This window comes from Citrobacter sp. MNAZ 1397, assembly GCF_023613995.1.
In the GTDB taxonomy this organism is placed as follows: Bacteria; Pseudomonadota; Gammaproteobacteria; order Enterobacterales; family Enterobacteriaceae; genus Phytobacter; species Phytobacter ursingii.
Genome location: NZ_JAKIVH010000001.1, coordinates 31,262 through 48,665, shown reverse-complemented (window position 1 = coordinate 48,665; position 17,404 = coordinate 31,262). Strand labels below are relative to the sequence as shown.

Genomic DNA, 17,404 nt, shown 5'->3' with positions numbered 1-17,404 from the left:
GAGACACCGTAACTGTGGTTTTGTCGCGTTTTCCCGACACATGCACATGCGGAGCGTCACAAATAAAAAAGCTCCCCGTCAGGAGAGCTTTCATAGGACATACAACCCGTAGCGGTAAGTTAGCCTAACTGCTTACGCGCGTTGCGGAAAATACGCATCCACGGGCTATCCTCGCCCCAGTTTTCCGGATGCCAGGAGTTAGAAACCGTACGGAATACACGCTCCGGATGCGGCATCATCAGCGTCACGCGACCACTTTCGTTGGTTACTGCAGTAATACCGTTTGGCGAACCGTTCGGGTTAGCCGGATAGGTTTGCGTCACTTTACCGAAGTTATCGACAAAGCGCAGCGCCACCAGGCCTTTGCTTTCGAGTTGAGCCAGATGGGCATCATCACGCACTTCTACACGACCTTCACCGTGGGAAACCGCGATAGGCATTTGCGAACCGACCATACCCTGCAACAGCAAAGAAGGGCTTTGGGTGACTTCGACGAGGCTGAAACGCGCTTCGAAGCGATCAGAGTGGTTACGCACAAAGCGTGGCCACAACTCACTGCCCGGCACCAGTTCACGCAGGTTAGACATCATCTGACAACCGTTACATACGCCCAGCGCCAGGGTCTGCGGACGGTGGAAGAAAGTTTCGAACTCATCACGCACGCGGTTATTGAACAGAATCGATTTTGCCCAGCCTTCACCCGCGCCCAGCACGTCACCGTAAGAGAAGCCGCCACAGGCAACCAGCGCCTGGAAATCCTCCAGACCCGTACGCCCTGCCAGCAGGTCACTCATATGTACATCAATGGCATCAAAGCCAGCACGGTAGAACGCCGCCGCCATCTCCACATGGGAGTTAACGCCCTGCTCGCGCAGTACCGCCACTTTCGGACGCGCGCCGGTTGCAATATAGGGCGCCGCAATATCTTCATTGATATCAAACGACAGCTTCACGTTCAGGCCTGGATCGTTATCGTTAGCTTTCGCCTGATGCTCTTCGTCAGCACATTCCGGGTTGTCACGCAGACGTTGCATCTGCCAGGTGGTCTCCGCCCACCACATACGCAAGGTGGTGCGGCTTTCGCTGAACACGGTCTGACCTGCGGCTTCAACCACAAAACGGTCGCTCGCCGTGGCTTGGCCAAGGTAGTGAACACAATCCGCCAGACCATGAGTAGCCAGCAGTGCTTCCACCGCTTCGCGGTCCGTTGCACGAACCTGAATCACGCCGCCCAACTCTTCGTTAAACAGCGCGGCCAGATGATCATTGCCCAGAGCCGCAATATCCACATTCACGCCGCAGTGACCGGCAAACGCCATTTCGGCCAGCGTCACCAGCAGGCCGCCGTCGGAACGGTCATGCCATGCCAGCAGTTTGCCGTCAGCCACCAGTGCCTGCATCGCCTCCCAGAAGCCTTTCAGTTGCTGGACATCACGCACATCGGCAGTCTTATCACCCAGTTGACGGTAAACCTGCGCCAGCGCGGTTGCGCCCAGCGCGTTGTGGCCTTTACCCAGATCAATCAACAGCAGGGCATTCGCTTCGGTCGAGAGCTGCGGTGTCACGGTGCGACGCACATCTTCCACACGGGCAAAGGCGGTGATGACCAGCGACAGCGGCGAGGTCATCTCACGCTGCTCGTGACCTTCCTGCCAGCGCGTTTTCATCGACATGGAGTCTTTACCCACCGGAATGGTCAGACCCAGCGCCGGACAAAGTTCTTCACCCACCGCTTTCACCGCGTCATACAGACCGGCATCTTCGCCCGGATGACCGGCTGCGGACATCCAGTTTGCCGAAAGTTTAATGCGGTTAAGGCCACCGATTTGCGTAGCCGCCATATTGGTCAGAGACTCACCAACGGCCAGACGGGCGGATGCGGCGAAGTCCAGCAATGCGACCGGCGCACGTTCGCCGATGGACATCGCTTCACCGTAGTAACTGTCCAGGCTGGCGGTGGTCACCGCACAGTTAGCGACAGGTACCTGCCACGGACCGACCATCTGATCGCGTGATACCATACCGGTGACGGTACGGTCGCCGATGGTCACCAGGAAGGTTTTCTCGGCGACGGAGGGCAGATGCAGTACGCGGTTTACCGCGTCAGCAATAGAAATATTGCGTGAATCAATAGCTTCACCGGCGGCCTTACGTGTCTGCACATCGCGGGTCATTTTCGGGGTTTTACCCAGCAGCACATCCAGTGGCAAATCGATCGGCTGATTGTCGAAGTGGCTGTCGCTCATGGTCAGGTGTTGCTCTGCCACGGCTTCACCAATCACCGCGTACGGGGCGCGCTCGCGACGGCAAAGCTCATCAAACAGCGGTAACTGATCGGCTGCAACGGACAGGACATAACGTTCCTGGGATTCGTTACACCAGATTTCCAGCGGACTCATACCCGGTTCGTCGCTGAGGATATCACGCAGCTGGAATTTCCCCCCGCGCCCGCCATCGCTCACCAGCTCCGGCATGGCGTTAGACAAACCGCCCGCCCCCACATCATGGATAAACTGGATCGGGTTGGCATCACCCAGTTGCCAGCACCGGTCAATCACTTCCTGGCAACGACGTTCCATTTCCGGGTTGTCGCGCTGAACGGAGGCGAAATCAAGGTCCGCGTCAGACTGACCGGAGGCCATAGAGGAGGCAGCGCCACCGCCCAGGCCGATGTTCATCGCCGGGCCGCCAAGGACAATCAGTTTCGCGCCAACGGTGATCTCGCCTTTTTGTACGTGATCGGCACGAATGTTGCCGATACCACCTGCCAGCATGATCGGTTTGTGGTAGCCACGCAGCTCTTCACCGTTGTGGCTGTTCACTTTCTCTTCGTAGGTACGGAAATAACCGGTCAGCGCCGGACGGCCGAATTCGTTGTTAAATGCCGCGCCACCCAGCGGACCTTCGGTCATGATATCCAGCGCGGAAACAATACGCTCCGGCTTACCGAAATCTTCTTCCCAGGGCTGTTCAAAGCCCGGAATACGCAGGTTAGAAACGGAGAAGCCTACCAGACCCGCTTTTGGCTTCGCGCCGCGCCCGGTCGCCCCTTCATCACGAATCTCACCACCGGAACCCGTTGCCGCGCCCGGCCACGGCGAAATCGCCGTCGGGTGGTTGTGGGTTTCCACTTTCATCAGAATGTGCGCCGCTTCCTGGTGGAAGTCATAGCGCCCCGTCTCGTGGTCAGCGAAGAAACGCCCGACCTCAGAGCCTTCCATCACCGCGGCGTTGTCTTTATAGGCAGACAGCACATAGTCCGGCGTTTTCTCGAAGGTATTTTTAATCATTTTGAACAGCGATTTTGGCTGCTGTTCGCCGTCAATCACCCAGTCGGCGTTGAAGATTTTATGACGGCAGTGTTCAGAGTTCGCCTGAGCAAACATATAAAGTTCGATATCATTCGGGTTACGGCCAAGGCGGCTAAACGCATCCTGAAGATAATCAATTTCGTCTTCCGCCAGTGCCAGACCGAGACGCACGTTAGCGTCGATCAGCGCCTGACGCCCTTCACCCAGCAGATCCACACTTTGCACCGGCGCAGGCTGATGATGCTCAAACAGACGTGCCGCATCCGCTTCGGCGGTAAATACGGTCTCCATCATGCGGTCATGCAGCTCAGCCGCCACGCTTGTCCATTGCGCTTCGGTCAGCGTCGGAGCGTCAACGTAGTACGCTACACCGCGCTCCAGGCGATTGATTTTGCCAAGGTCGCAGTTATGCGCGATATCCGTTGCTTTAGAAGACCAGGGAGAGATGGTGCCAGGACGGGGCGTAACGAGAAGTAATTTTCCGGACGGGGTATGGCTGCTTAAGTTCGGACCATATTTCAGCAGGCGTTGCAGCCGCGTGAGCTCTTCCTCGTTCAGCCGATCCTTCACATCGGCAAAATGGACATACTCAGCGTAAATATTGCTCACCGGGAGCCGGGCTGCCTGAAAACGCGCCAGCAGTTTGTTGATACGAAATGCGGACAGTGCAGGCGAACCACGCAGAATTTCCATCATAAGTCTCTCGTCTTCGAAGCTTTAAGTGTGCATCAGGGGGAAAACGGGCGTCATTATAGAGAATCCTGAGCGGTGACGAAACCGTTTGCGTCGAAATAAAATCATGTGTGCCATTTAGCAGTAAAACGTAGCGGCTTCGCTAATTAGTTGCCAACTGGCGTTTTGTTGCGCAAAATGCCGCTCAACGACCGATAAACATCCTTGTATTCATGGCGGCTATTTATTGAGGCATCGCACGGCGCAGAGAATTAACTAATTGAAAAAATTTAAGATTAATTATCTGCTTATCGGCATCGTCACCCTGCTGCTGGCAGCGGCCCTGTGGCCTTCTATCCCCTGGTTCGGCAAAGCCGACAACCGCGTTGCGGCCATCAAGGCGCGGGGCGAACTTCGCATAAGCACTATTGCGTCCCCTTTGACGTATGCCAGTATAGATAATAAGCCTTACGGGCTTGATTACGAGCTCGCCCAACAGTTCGCCAGCTATCTCGGCGTTAAACTGAAAGTGACCGTACGCCAGAATATCAGCCAGATTTTTGACGACCTCGATCACGGCAATGCCGATATGCTGGCTGCCGGCCTTGTCTATAACAACGAGCGCCTCAAAAACTACCAGCCGGGCCCGGTTTACTACTGGGTATCGCAGCAACTGGTTTACCGCGTCGGTAGTTACCGCCCACGCAGCCTGGCCACCGTCAATGACAGCCAACTCACCATCGCGCCCGGACATGTGGCGATCAACGATTTGCGCGAACTTAAAGAGAAGAAGTTCCCGGATCTGAGCTGGAAGGTGGACGACAAGGCCGGCACCAACAATCTGCTTGAAGAGGTGGTGGACGGCAAACTCAGCTATACCGTAGCCGATTCGGTCGCTGTGAGTCTGTTCCAGCGCGTTCACCCGGAACTGGCCGTTGCCCTCGATATCAGCGATGAACAGCCGGTTACCTGGTTCAGCCGCCGCGACGACGACAATACGCTGTCGGCGGCCATGCTCGACTTCTTCAATAACATTAACGAAGACGGGACGCTGGCACGACTGGAAGAGAAATACCTCGGCCATGGCGATGATTTTGATTACGTCGACACGCGCACCTTCTTACGCGCAGTGGACAGCGTTCTGCCCGATCTCCAGCCGCTGTTTACGAAATATGCGCAGGATATTGACTGGCGCCTGCTGGCCGCGATTTCATACCAGGAATCCCATTGGGATACACAGGCGACCTCCCCCACCGGCGTACGCGGTCTGATGATGCTGACCCGCAATACCGCACAAAGTCTCGGCCTGAGCGACCGCACGGATGCCGAGCAAAGTATCAGCGGCGGTGCGCGCTATCTGCAGGACATGATGGATAAAGTACCGGAGAGTGTCCCGCAGGACGAACGTATCTGGTTTGCGCTGGCTGCTTACAACATGGGTTATGCGCACATGCTGGACGCCCGTTCGCTCACGGTGAAAACAAAAGGCAACCCGGATAGCTGGGCAGATGTAAAGCAGCGCTTGCCGTTGCTGAGTCAGAAGCCCTATTACAGCAAACTCACCTATGGCTATGCGCGTGGGCATGAAGCTTATGCTTACGTGGAAAACATACGTAAATACGAAATCAGCCTGGTAGGCTATTTGCTGGAAAAAGAGAAAGAGGCGGCGAAGAAATCACAGCTGGCGCAGGGGTATCCGGCGGTGGCGACGGACGAATTTAATCGTGCGCCTTACGGTATCATGCCCTTTAGTTCCTTTACGCCAGGCGAGGCCTTCCCCCGCAATCCGCTGACGGTGCCGGATAAACTGGTGGTGCAGGTGCCCGGCGCGGCTAAATAAGCGGCTCAGCCCCTTTTTTCTGAGCCTTTTTCTCCAGCCGACGCTGACGGAAAAAATCGCTTAGCATCCCGGCGCACTCATCGCGTAAAACCCCTTCGACAATCTCCACCCGATGATTCATGCCCGGGTGATGCAACACATCCATCAGTGAACCTGCAGCCCCCGTTTTTGCATCGCGCGCGCCGAATACAAGCTGCCCGATACGGCTATGCACCATCGCTCCGGCGCACATGACGCAGGGCTCAAGCGTAACGTACAAGGTCGTGTCGATCAGGCGGTAGTTTTGCAACACCATCCCTCCCTGGCGCAGGGCCATGATTTCCGCGTGTGCGGTGGGATCGTGACGGCCAATAGGACGGTTCCAGCCTTCGCCAATCACCTCATTATTACGGACCAGCACCGCACCAACCGGCACTTCACCTTCTTCCCACGCGCGTTTTGCCAGTGATAACGCATGGCGCATCCAGTAGTCGTGGTTGAGTTCAGGATTGGACAAAGGGGGATACTCCAGTTAACAAGCGGGGCGCATTATACACAGCCGTTATGTGTTGCACACGCTCATTCCAGCTGCTGGAGCTGTCCACGCGGCGTCACCCGCCAGCGATGCTGGCAGAAATAGAGCAGTGGGTTGTCCTGCTTGCTGTCGCTATAACCGCTGTACAGACGCAGCGGCGTGCCAATTTTGCGCTCAAGTTGAGCAACCTTTTCATGGCCCAGACAGCGCAGTGTGAGCACCCACCCACCGTAGCGGCGTTCAATCTGGCTGGCAATAATGTTCACTCGCGGCAGCCAGGGGGTATCAAAATAGACCTGTTCTACCAGCGGCTGCGGCGAACCGGTGATAAGCCAGATATCCGCATCGGAGGCCAGAAGATAGTTAGTGAGTCGTTCCTGGACTACCGGAAATGCCGTGACATGGCCGCGAAACCAGGTAGCAAACCTCTGCTCAAGCCGCTTAAGGTGGGTTTCGCTGTGACCGAACGTACATCCCCATAACAGCAGACTCATTGGCCAGCGCGCGGCGCGCCCTTTGACTAACAGGGCGACGCCAATGACGGGCAGTAAAGGCAGCACCAGCAAGGCATTCAGAGGGTGATGGCGTAAGACATAGCGCAGGAATGTGCCGAACATATCCTGCTGATGTAAGGTGCCATCAAGATCAAAAAAAACAATGCGACGCTCGCTGGTAGCCAACTGTTACTCCTCAGGATCCGTGAAACCCAACAGCCAGGTAAACAGGAACCCGGCTATCACTGCTACCAGATAGCCTAACAGATAGAGCATCACTTTTCCGGTAACAATGGTTAACGCAAGCGGTAATCCGGAGATACCGAAAGTGATAACCGTCGCCACTTTCCAGTAACTGATCAGCGCACCGCCCACGGCGCCCCCCAGGCAGGCACCGAGAAAAGGTTTTCCCAGCGGCAGAGTGACACCGAAAATCAACGGCTCGCCAATCCCCAGCAACCCAACCGGTAGTGCGCCTTTAATCACTTTCTTAAGCCGGGCATTACGGGTTTTCATCAGCACCGCAATCGCCGCCCCCACCTGCCCGACACCCGCCATGGCCAGAATCGGGAACAGGGCGTTATAACCGTGTGCCTGTACCAGTTCTACGTGGATGGGCACCAGTCCCTGATGAAGCCCGGTAAGCACAAGCGGCAGAAATGCCCCCGCAAGGATAGCCCCCACCAGCAGGCCGCCGCGATCGATAGCCCAGGAAGCACCGTGGGCGATGCTCTCGGAAATCACGCCGCCCAAGGGTTGAAGCACAATAATCGCCACTGTCCCCGCAATAAGCGTGGTCAGCAACGGGTTAAGGATAAGCTCGATTGAGCCTGGCAGAATGTCGCGAAATTTTTTCTCAATCCAGCACATTAAGGCCACGACCAGTAATACCGCGATAACCCCACCGCGGCCAGGCTGCAGCGCCTCGCCAAACAAAGTAATTTGCGCAAGCTGCGGGCTGGAGAGGATACCGGCCATCACCCCACCCAGCGCCTGCGAGCCGCCGAATACCTTCGCGGTATTCACCCCCACCAGGATATTCATGATGGCAAACACAGCGCTGCCAAAAATGGCCAGCAAACCGAGCATATTGGGGTATTGTGTCGCAAAATCGCCAACGATATCCGGGCGTTTGAGGATATTGATGATGCCGGTTATCAGACCGGAGGCAATAAACGCCGGGATCAGCGGAATAAAGACGTTGGCCAGTTTGCGCAGCGCATCGCTCATCGGCGCTTTGTATTTAGCCTTCGCCTGGGCCTTATTACGCTCGACATTCTCTTGCGCGGATTCCATCCCGCTCATTTGTGACCGCATCGCATCCACCACCTGCGCCGCCTTACCCGGCCCGACAATAAACTGGTGCTGTTGGCCCTGTTTGACGTAGCCGCTCACCCCGGGAAGCTGTTTTGTGGCCGCCAGGTCGAGCTTTGCATCATCGAAAAGTTCGACGCGCACTCGGGTCATGCAGTTTTCAAGACGCTGAATGTTGCTCTGCCCGCCAACACCATTGAGGATGGCACTGGCAAGCGCTGCTGTTTTGTCCATACACGCCTCTTTAGTTTTCTAACGCCGCCCGTAAAAAGCCCTGATGGGCCGTCAGTTTCGCACGTGCCGCAGGCGCATCAAGCCCGGTTAATATCATCAGGATTGCAGGTTTGACGTCGAAATCGGTCTGTTTAAGCACCTTTTCCGCGACATCGCGCGTGACGCCAGTCGCCTCCACCACCATGCGACAGGCGCGGTCCACCAGCTTGATATTGGTCGCTTTCATATCAACCATCAGGTTTTGATAAACCTTGCCAAATTTCACCATCGCCCCGGTGGAGATCATATTGAGTACCAACTTCTGCGCCGTTCCCGATTTCAGACGCGTGGAACCGGTGAGCGCCTCCGGGCCGACCACCGGCGAAATAGCAATATCCGCTTCCTGCGCAATCGGGGAATCCGGGTTACAGGAGACCGCCACGGTCGTGCAGCCCACGGTCCTGGCGTATTTCAGGCCACCGATAACATAAGGTGTGCGACCGGACGCCGCCAGCCCGACGACCAGATCCTCGGCTTTCAGCACGAGCGCTTTCAGATCGTCCTCACCAAGCTGTGCATTGTCTTCTGCCCCTTCAACGGCTTTGAGCAACGCCCCCGGTCCACCGGCAATCAGCCCAACCACCAGGCCATGCGGCACGCCAAAGGTTGGCGGACATTCAGAGGCATCCAGCACGCCGAGCCGCCCACTGGTACCTGCCCCCATATAAATAATTCTGCCGCCCGCTTTCAACGCCGTTGCCGCGGCATCCACCGCCTTTGCAACTTCCGGTAACGTAGCTTTTACTGCCTCTGCGACCAGCGTATCCTGTTGGTTAAAGCGATTAACCAATTCAAGGGTCGTCAATGCATCTAAATCCATGGTTTGTGGATTGCGTGTTTCTGAAACCAGTGCACCGAGATTCATTTTTGCTCCTTAGGAATTTTTTATTCATAATAATAGAAAAAATGGAATATTAAATTCATTTACCTGCGTGAAGTGCCTATTTGTAAGTGTGGTCACATTTTGCCTCGGGAGACGTTATGAACTGTTTAATTAGCATTCGCCAGCGCTATGCCGGGTTTGCACAGAGTGATAAGAAGCTGGCGGATTTCTTGCTGGCGCAGCCCGATCGCGCTCGCCATTTAAGCTCCCAGCAACTGGCTCTGGAGGCGGGTGTTAGCCAGTCAAGCGTGGTGAAATTCGCCCAAAAGCTGGGATTCAAAGGCTTTCCGGCACTGAAACTGGCGATCAGCGAGGCACTTGCCAGCAGCCCGGATCCCCTGTCCATCACTGTGCACAACCAGATCCTCGGTGACGATACGCTGCGCGTTGTGGGCGAAAAGCTGATCAATGAGAATCTGAGCGCCATGCGCGCCACTCTGGATGTGAACAGCGAAGAAAAGCTACGGCAAAGCGTGGAGATGCTGCGGGCGGCAAAGCGTATTGTTTTGACCGGGATTGGTGCGTCCGGTCTGGTAGCACGTAATTTTGGCTGGAAGCTAATGAAAATCGGCCTGAATGCAGTGGTCGAGCAGGATATGCACGCCCTGCTGGCCACGGTGCAGGCGATGGATCCGCACGATCTGTTGTTGCCGATCTCTTATTCCGGTGAGCGACGCGAGATCAATATGGCCGCAGATGAAATGCTGCGCGCCGGTGGACGCATTCTGGCGATTACTGGTTTCACGCCTAACGCCCTGCAACAGCGCGCCAGCCATTGTCTGTATACGATTGCCGAAGAGCAGGCGACTCGCAGTGCCGCCATTTCATCAACCAGCGCCCAAACGATGCTCACCGATCTGTTATTTATGGCTCTGGTTCAGCGCGATCTGGAACATGCGCCGGAGCGTATTCGCCATAGCGAGGAGCTGGTAAAAAAACTGGTTTGAACAGGGAATGATCGTATAATGCCCGCCCTGTTTGTGTGCGGTTTCTGAGATTTTCCTGATGGCCCTGTTAATCACCAAAAAATGCATCAATTGCGATATGTGCGAGCCCGAATGCCCGAATGAGGCCATTTCGATGGGCGACAGCATTTATGAGATTAACAGCGATCGCTGCACGGAATGTGTTGGACACTACGACACCCCGACCTGTCAAAAAGTGTGCCCGATCCCTAATACCATTTTGAAAGATCCGGCACATGTCGAAAGTGAAGAGCAATTGTGGGACAAGTTTGTTCTGATGCACCACGCGGATAAGATCTAGAACCTGATTCAGGGCTATTTTACTTGTCATTTTGAACCTGGGCAGTGCTCGCAATCCTCACGTACCTGAGTACGCTCCGGTTTCTCCGCGCTGTCCGGGTTCAAACTGACATCGCCAATGACGCCCTGAAACACGGTGCTTAACTCTCGATAATCACGGTCGCGCAGGCATAGCGGCGCTCATCCGCCAGCGTGACATGCATATGCGCCACACCCATTTTTTCCGCCAGCGCTAACGCTTCCCCCCACAGTCGCAGGCAGGGCTTGCCCAGCTCATCGTTAAACACTTCAAACTGGTTAAAAGCAAGCCCGTTGCGAATACCTGTCCCAAACGCTTTTGCCGCCGCTTCTTTGACGGCAAAGCGCTTAGCAAGAAAACGCACCGGTTGCTGGTGCGTTTCCCAGATGGCCCATTCATTGTCGCTTAATACGCGCTTTGCCAGGCGATCGCCGCTACGGGCAATTACCGCTTCAATACGCTCAATTTCGACGATATCTGTGCCAATGCCAAGAATAGCCATTACTTACGCGCTTCCACCATCAGGCGTTTCATTTCTGCGACCGCCTCTTTCAGCCCACTCATCACCGCACGACCAATAATGGCATGGCCAATGTTCAGTTCATGCATTTCCGGCAGGCGCGCGATAGCCTGCACGTTGTGGTAAGTAAGGCCGTGGCCGGCGTTCACTTTCAGGCCGAGGCTTGCCGCATAGGTCGCCGCTTTAGCGATGCGTTCCAGCTCTTTTGCCTGTTCCGCTTCGTTTTTCGCATCGGCATAGCAACCGGTATGTATTTCGATATAGGGCGCGCCAACATCGGCAGCCGCTTTGATCTGCCCGAAATCAGCATCGATAAACAGCGAGACCAGAATCCCGGCATCTGCCAGACGCGAGCAGGCATCACGCATTTTGTCACGTTGTCCGGCCACATCCAGACCGCCTTCGGTAGTCACTTCCTGACGTTTCTCCGGTACCAGGCAGCAGAAGTGCGGCTTCGTTTCGACGGCAATTCCCAGCATCTCTTCTGTGACGGCCATTTCAAGGTTCATGCGCGTGTCCAGGGTCTGGCGCAGCACACGAACATCGCGGTCAGTAATATGGCGACGATCTTCACGCAAATGCACGGTAATGCCGTCTGCACCGGCCTGTTCAGCAATAAATGCCGCTTGTACCGGATCCGGATACGCCGTGCCACGGGCATTGCGCAGGGTGGCAATATGGTCAATGTTGACGCCTAACAGTAATTCAGACATGACAATCCTCATTCATCATTATTCGTTTTTGTTGCTCGTTTGGGCATAAACTGGCGAAACAATTCCCGGCTCTTGAGCGGTTTGCCCCCAAGATACGGCTTTAACGCTATGCGGGTAAAGCGTTTCGCCGCCCTGAGCGTATCCATATCAGGAAATTCGCGTTCGGCCAGCGCGCGCAAATGCCGCCCGGTAAATGTACTGTTATCCACTACCACGCTGGCAATAAACCCCTTCTCTTCGCGATACCGGTACGTCATGGTGTCGTCAACAGGCTCACCGCTACCTGCGCAGTGCAGAAAATCCACGCCATACCCGAGATGTCCCAGCAATGCGAGTTCAAAACGGCGTAAAACCGGCTCCGGCGTCCCGATTGCGCCAGCCAGCGCCTGGATACAGTGCAGATAATCGAAGAAAAGTTCAGAGAAGCGAGTCTCATGTTCAAGAACGCGTGACAGAAGCTCGTTGACATACAGACCGCTGTAAAGCGTGATCCCGGACAGGGGAAGCGCCAGTGAGACGGCTTCAGCGCTACGTAGCGTTTTCACTTCGCCACGCCCGCCAAAGCGAACCAGCAGGGGAGTAAAAGGCTGTAGTGCGCCTTTCAGGTTGGAACGTTTTGAACGTGCGCCTTTAGCGACCAGGCGCACGCGACCCGACTCTTCCGTGAAGACGTCCAGCATTAAGCTGGTTTCGCTCCAGGGACGGCTATGCAGGACGAATGCGCGCTGCCAGCCTTCCATCATACTCGTCGTCTTTCAAGCTGCAGGCGCGTTAGCTGCGCCCAGTCACTTACCGATGTAAGCTCCAGGGGATTCACGGTCTTGCCGCCATCCTGCAACTCGAAATCCATAGAGTATCAACTCTTAAAGATCATCAACGTAGCCTAGACTACGCAGCGCACGCTCGTCGTCGGCCCAGCCCGATTTCACTTTCACCCACAGTTCCAGGTGAACCGGGGCTTCGAACATCTCCTGCATATCTTTACGCGCTTCGATACCGATGGTTTTAATTTTGGCCCCTTTGTTGCCAATCACCATCTTCTTCTGCCCTTCACGCTCAACGAGGATCAGTCCGTTGATATCGTAACCGCCGCGTTCATTGGTAATGAAACGCTCAATTTCGACAGTAACGGAGTACGGCAACTCAGCGCCCAGAAAACGCATCAGTTTTTCACGAATGATCTCGGACGCCATAAAGCGCTGAGAGCGGTCGGTGATGTAATCTTCCGGGAAATGGTGTTCCGCTTCTGGCAGATGCTTACGCACAATACCGGCAACGGTGTCGACGTTAAAACCGGTCTCCGCAGAGATCGGCACGATGTCGAGGAAATTCATCTGGCTGCCGAGGAACTGCAGGTGCGGCAGCAAGTCGGCCTTTTCCTGCACGTTATCAACTTTGTTGATAGCCAGGATAACCGGCGCTTTACCGTCGCGCAGTTTATTGAGCACCATTTCGTCGTCAGGCGTCCAGCGGGTACCTTCCACGACGAAAATGACCAGTTCCACATCACCAATCGAGCTGCTCGCCGCTTTATTCATCAGGCGGTTAATCGCACGCTTTTCTTCCATGTGCAGACCGGGTGTATCGACGTAGATGGCCTGGTAAGCCCCTTCGGTGTGAATCCCCACAATGCGATGGCGCGTGGTCTGCGCTTTACGCGAGGTGATGGAAATCTTCTGCCCGAGCAGATTGTTCAACAGGGTGGATTTACCCACGTTGGGGCGACCAACGATGGCGATAAATCCGCAATATGTTTTTTCAGTTTCGCTGCTCATTCCAACTCCAGTTTTTTCAGCGCCTGTTCGGCTGCGGCCTGCTCTGCCTTACGGCGGCTTGAACCTGTGCCTACTACCGGTTCTTTCAGGCCACTGACCTGGCAGTGGATAGTGAATTCCTGATCGTGTGCTTCACCACGCACCTGCACAACCAGATAAGACGGCAGCGGGAGGTGGCGACCCTGCAAAAATTCCTGCAAACGGGTTTTCGGATCTTTTTGTTTGTCACCCGGACTGATTTCGTCCAGACGCGTTTGATACCAGTTCAGAATCAGTTTCTCTACAGTCTGAATATCGCTGTCGAGGAACACCCCACCGATCAAGGCTTCTACTGTATCGGCCAGAATAGATTCGCGACGAAAACCACCGCTTTTCAGTTCACCAGGCCCTAAGCGCAGACACTCACCCAGTTCAAACTCACGGGCGATTTCCGCCAGCGTATTGCCACGGACCAGCGTTGCGCGCATACGGCTCATATCACCTTCATCCACACGCGGGAAACGGTGATATAGCGCATTGGCAATCACAAAACTTAGAATGGAGTCGCCTAAGAATTCGAGACGCTCGTTATGCTTGCTGCTGGCACTGCGATGCGTTAATGCCTGCTGCAACAGCTCCTGATGATGAAAAGTGTAGCCCAGCTTCCGCTGAAGCCGATTTATTACGATGGGGTTCATGCGATACCAATAGATAAATGCGTCAACAATGCAGCACACGAAACCGACCTGAAAGTACATATCATCGTCTGGCGGCCGCTTTTAATGAGTGGCGCGCATGATGAAATGTAAGAACCAACGCGGTTTCGTGTGCTGTGGCGCCCTGAGGAGCCAGCCTGAAACTTCGGGGGAACATTCTATACGCAACGACAGGGGATGTCGTTAGTCTGAACGGATTTATCGCGGAAATAATTCAGGGTGCGGATATTCTGTCCGCACCCCGTTGAATTAATGAATACCACCAATGCGACTTAAGCGCACACCGGTTGGCCATTCACCTTCTTGTTTTTCAAAACTCATCCAGATTGCGGTCGCTCTGCCCACCAGATTGGCTTCCGGTACAAAACCCCAGTAGCGGCTGTCAGCGCTGTTATCGCGATTATCGCCCATCATGAAGTAATGACCCGGCGGAACAATCCACGTTGCCAGCGGCTGGCCCTGCTGCTTGTAATACATACCCAACTGATCCTGAGCAATCGGCACCGTCAGAATGCGGTGCGTAACCTCACCCAGCGTCTCTTTCCGCTCGCTCAGACGCACACCATCGTCACGCGTTTCGTTTTTCGGCACCTGGAAGAATCCACTGCTGGCTTCCCCACCCGTGCGGCGACCGAAAGTCTGCACGAAATCGCTCGGTTCAACATTGCTGTAAGTGATCGGCAACGCGTTATCACAGGCCTGGCCGGAGCTGCATTTCGGTTGAACGGTAACCTGCTTGGCGACCGGATCGTAACTCACCTTATCGCCCGGCAAACCGACAACACGTTTGATGTAATCAAGACGCGGATCGTCCGGATACTTGAATACCGCAATATCACCCCGTTTCGGGTGGCCCGTTTCGATCAGGGTTTTCTGGTAAATCGGATCTTTAATGCCATAGGCGAACTTCTCAACCAGAATAAAATCGCCAATCAGCAACGTTGGCATCATCGAACCTGACGGGATCTGGAAGGGTTCATAAATGAACGAACGTACGACCAGAACAATCGCCAGCACCGGGAAAACCGATGCGCCTGTTTCCAGCCAGCCCGGTTTCGGTCCGACTTTTTTCAGCGCTTTATTATCAAGGGCATCACCTGTTGCCAGTTGTGCAACAGCCTGACGCTCACGGCGTTTGGGTGCAAAAATAAACTTATCCAGGCACCATAAAAATCCCGTCGCCAGGGTCGCAATGACCAGGATCAGGGCAAACATGTTCGCCATGCCAACTCCTTAAGGGTTATTTGCCGTCTTTACCGACATGCAGAATGGCAAGGAACGCTTCCTGCGGCAGCTCGACGTTGCCGACCTGCTTCATGCGTTTCTTCCCTTCTTTCTGTTTCTGCAGCAGCTTTTTCTTACGGCTAACGTCACCGCCATAGCATTTTGCCAGAACGTTTTTACGCAGTTGTTTTACCGTCGAACGGGCAATGATGTGGTTACCAATGGCCGCCTGAATCGCGATATCGAACTGCTGACGCGGGATAAGTTCTTTCATCTTCTCAACCAGCTCACGGCCACGGTACGGCGCATTGTCGTTGTGGGTGATCAGCGCCAGCGCATCAACACGCTCGCCGTTGATCAGCACGTCCACACGCACCATGTTAGAGGCCTGGAAACGTTTGAAGTTGTAATCCAGCGACGCATAGCCGCGGGAGGTAGACTTCAGACGGTCGAAGAAGTCGAGCACCACTTCCGCCATTGGAATTTCATAGGTCAGCGCCACCTGGTTACCGTGGTAAACCATATTGGTCTGCACACCGCGCTTCTCGATACAGAGCGTGATGACGTTGCCCAGGAACTCCTGTGGCAGCAGCATATGACACTCAGCAATCGGCTCACGCAGCTCATAAATATTGTTCAGCGGCGGCAACTTGGACGGGCTGTCGACGTAGATAGTTTCTTTCGAGGTGGTTTCCACTTCGTAAACTACCGTCGGTGCAGTAGTGATCAGATCGAGATCGTACTCACGCTCCAGACGCTCCTGAATGATCTCCATATGCAGCAAGCCAAGGAAGCCGCAGCGGAAACCAAAGCCCAGCGCGGTAGAGCTTTCCGGTTCGTAGAACAGCGATGCATCGTTCAGGCTCAGCTTGCCGAGCGCATCACGGAAGTTCTCGTAATCGTCGGAACTCACCGGGAACAGACCCGCATAAACCTGCGGTTTTACCTTTTTAAAGCCAGGCAGCGCTTTATCAGCCGCATTTCGTGCCAGTGTCAGGGTATCGCCCACCGGCGCGCCCAGAATGTCTTTAATCGCGCAAACCAGCCAGCCTACTTCGCCGCAGTTCAGTTCAGTACGGTCAACCTGCTTCGGTGTGAAGATACCCAGACGGTCAGCGTTGTACACCTGGCCGGTACTCATCACTTTGACTTTATCGCCTTTACGCAGCGTCCCGTTTTTGACACGGATTAACGACACAACGCCCAGGTAGTTATCAAACCAGGAGTCAATGATCAGTGCCTGTAACGGTGCATCCGGATCCCCTTCGGGAGCCGGTATTTCGCGTACCAGACGTTCGAGGACATCAACAACACCTACGCCGGTTTTCGCTGAGCAACGCACCGCGTCTGTGGCATCGATACCCACGATATCTTCGATTTCTTCAGCAACACGTTCCGGGTCGGCAGCAGGCAAGTCGATTTTGTTCAGTACCGGCACCACTTCCAGATCCATTTCCATGGCCGTATAGCAGTTTGCCAGCGTCTGCGCTTCTACCCCCTGGCCTGCATCCACCACCAGCAAGGCACCTTCGCAGGCTGCCAGCGAACGGGAAACTTCGTAGGAGAAGTCAACGTGACCAGGAGTATCGATAAAGTTCAGTTGATAGGTTTCGCCATCGGACGCTTTAAAGTCCAGCGTAACGCTCTGTGCCTTGATGGTAATACCGCGTTCACGTTCGAGATCCATAGAATCCAGAACCTGCGCTTCCATTTCGCGATCGGACAAGCCGCCGCAAATTTGGATAATACGGTCAGACAGCGTCGACTTACCGTGGTCGATGTGAGCAATGATCGAAAAGTTACGTATATTCTTCATATAGGGAGATTTTTTGCCTTACGAATTACTAAGAGGCCGCGGTTCGGAGCCTGACGTCAAAAGTCTGAAACGCCGC

Annotated in this window: 14 protein-coding genes and 1 pseudogene; 3 read left to right on the top strand and 12 right to left on the bottom strand. The window is 54.8% G+C overall.

What is annotated here, in order from left to right:
- Nucleotides 1-119: 119 nt before the first annotated feature.
- Nucleotides 120-4,007, bottom strand: coding sequence for a phosphoribosylformylglycinamidine synthase (purL, locus tag L2097_RS00225; protein WP_250351908.1), 3,888 nt, complete (start codon nt 4,005-4,007; stop codon nt 120-122).
- A gap of 256 nt (nt 4,008-4,263) precedes the next feature.
- On the opposite strand from purL, the gene mltF reads away from it, so the two are divergent.
- Nucleotides 4,264-5,823, top strand: a complete 1,560-nt coding sequence (gene mltF / locus L2097_RS00220) for a membrane-bound lytic murein transglycosylase MltF (protein ID WP_085005420.1) — start codon at nt 4,264-4,266, stop codon at nt 5,821-5,823.
- On the opposite strand, the pseudogene tadA reads toward mltF, so the two are convergent.
- The 4 genes and pseudogenes from tadA to murQ all read right to left on the bottom strand — a co-directional run bounded on the left by tadA (nt 5,816) and on the right by murQ (nt 9,283).
- Nucleotides 5,816-6,341, bottom strand: a pseudogene (gene tadA, locus L2097_RS00215) (tRNA adenosine(34) deaminase TadA). The gene mltF and the pseudogene tadA overlap by 8 nt on opposite strands.
- A gap of 40 nt (nt 6,342-6,381) precedes the next feature.
- Entirely contained in the window at nt 6,382-7,017 is a 636-nt protein-coding gene (yfhb, locus tag L2097_RS00210) for a phosphatidylglycerophosphatase C (RefSeq protein WP_250351907.1), read from the bottom strand.
- Between the two features lie 3 nt (nt 7,018-7,020).
- Nucleotides 7,021-8,379 (bottom strand): PTS transporter subunit EIIC, encoded by a 1,359-nt coding sequence (locus L2097_RS00205; RefSeq protein WP_250351906.1) that lies wholly within the window; start codon nt 8,377-8,379, stop codon nt 7,021-7,023.
- Nucleotides 8,380-8,389: 10 nt separating this feature from the next.
- Nucleotides 8,390-9,283 (bottom strand): N-acetylmuramic acid 6-phosphate etherase, encoded by an 894-nt coding sequence (gene murQ, locus L2097_RS00200; protein WP_085005417.1) that lies wholly within the window; start codon nt 9,281-9,283, stop codon nt 8,390-8,392.
- 116 nt (nt 9,284-9,399) lie between these two features.
- Here murQ and L2097_RS00195 point away from each other — a divergent pair, with 116 nt between their 5' ends.
- Together L2097_RS00195 and L2097_RS00190 are read left to right on the top strand one after the other, a co-directional pair.
- Nucleotides 9,400-10,248: a MurR/RpiR family transcriptional regulator gene (locus tag L2097_RS00195; RefSeq protein WP_047369251.1), complete on the top strand. Its 849-nt coding sequence runs from the start codon at nt 9,400-9,402 to the stop codon at nt 10,246-10,248.
- Nucleotides 10,249-10,306: 58 nt separating this feature from the next.
- Complete coding sequence (locus L2097_RS00190) at nt 10,307-10,567, top strand: YfhL family 4Fe-4S dicluster ferredoxin (RefSeq protein WP_004144350.1); 261 nt, start codon at nt 10,307-10,309, stop codon at nt 10,565-10,567.
- Between the two features lie 139 nt (nt 10,568-10,706).
- On the opposite strand, the gene acpS is transcribed toward L2097_RS00190, so the two are convergent.
- The 7 genes from acpS to lepA form a co-directional block, all read right to left on the bottom strand.
- Nucleotides 10,707-11,087, bottom strand: a complete 381-nt coding sequence (gene acpS, locus L2097_RS00185; protein WP_047369250.1) for a holo-ACP synthase — start codon at nt 11,085-11,087, stop codon at nt 10,707-10,709.
- Complete coding sequence (gene pdxJ / locus L2097_RS00180; protein ID WP_047369249.1) at nt 11,087-11,818, bottom strand: pyridoxine 5'-phosphate synthase; 732 nt, start codon at nt 11,816-11,818, stop codon at nt 11,087-11,089. The genes acpS and pdxJ overlap by 1 nt, the downstream gene beginning before the upstream one ends.
- An 8-nt stretch (nt 11,819-11,826) precedes the next feature.
- Entirely contained in the window at nt 11,827-12,558 is a 732-nt protein-coding gene (gene recO, locus L2097_RS00175) for a DNA repair protein RecO (protein ID WP_047373196.1), read from the bottom strand.
- A gap of 123 nt (nt 12,559-12,681) precedes the next feature.
- Nucleotides 12,682-13,593 (bottom strand): GTPase Era, encoded by a 912-nt coding sequence (gene era, locus L2097_RS00170; protein WP_047369248.1) that lies wholly within the window; start codon nt 13,591-13,593, stop codon nt 12,682-12,684.
- The gene (gene rnc, locus L2097_RS00165; protein ID WP_039079783.1) at nt 13,590-14,270 is read right to left on the bottom strand and encodes a ribonuclease III; all 681 of its coding nucleotides are present in this window, start codon (nt 14,268-14,270) and stop codon (nt 13,590-13,592) included. Before rnc ends, era begins: the two co-directional genes overlap by 4 nt.
- Nucleotides 14,271-14,537: 267 nt before the next feature.
- Entirely contained in the window at nt 14,538-15,512 is a 975-nt protein-coding gene (lepB, locus tag L2097_RS00160) for a signal peptidase I (protein WP_047369247.1), read from the bottom strand.
- A gap of 16 nt (nt 15,513-15,528) precedes the next feature.
- Nucleotides 15,529-17,328: a translation elongation factor 4 gene (gene lepA / locus L2097_RS00155; RefSeq protein ID WP_085005414.1), complete on the bottom strand. Its 1,800-nt coding sequence runs from the start codon at nt 17,326-17,328 to the stop codon at nt 15,529-15,531.
- Between the last annotated feature and the right edge of the window lie 76 nt (nt 17,329-17,404).